The sequence below is a fragment of the Mycobacterium arosiense ATCC BAA-1401 = DSM 45069 genome, from assembly GCF_002086125.1.
GTDB classification, from domain to species: Bacteria; Actinomycetota; Actinomycetes; order Mycobacteriales; family Mycobacteriaceae; genus Mycobacterium; species Mycobacterium arosiense.
Genome location: NZ_MVHG01000317.1, coordinates 1 through 278, shown reverse-complemented (window position 1 = coordinate 278; position 278 = coordinate 1). Strand labels below are relative to the sequence as shown.

The following is a 278-nucleotide window of genomic DNA, read 5'->3' as shown; positions in this document are numbered from 1 at the left end:
CGTTGAGGCCCTGGGCGTTGACGTTGCTCATCTCGACGTCGGTCAGCGGACGCAGGTTCTTCGGCAATTCCTGGCGGCTCATGGCCGCTGGCGGCTGCATACGCTGGATGTCGGCGCTGGCCATCTGGAACGGACTGAGCAGGGCGGCGACCAGGGTCGCGGCCAGGCGCAGGTTGGTCTGCTTCTTCAGCGCCTTCTTCAGTTGCCGTTCGCTCAGCAGGCCCTGCTCGATCAGGGTTTCGCCCAGGCGCTTGTGGTTGCTCAACTGCGCCTGGATC

1 pseudogene is annotated in these 278 nt (G+C 65.1%); it reads right to left on the bottom strand.

The annotated features are described in order from the left end of the window. Positions 1–278: pseudogene (locus BST14_RS32040) on the bottom strand (hypothetical protein); the annotation flags it as partial.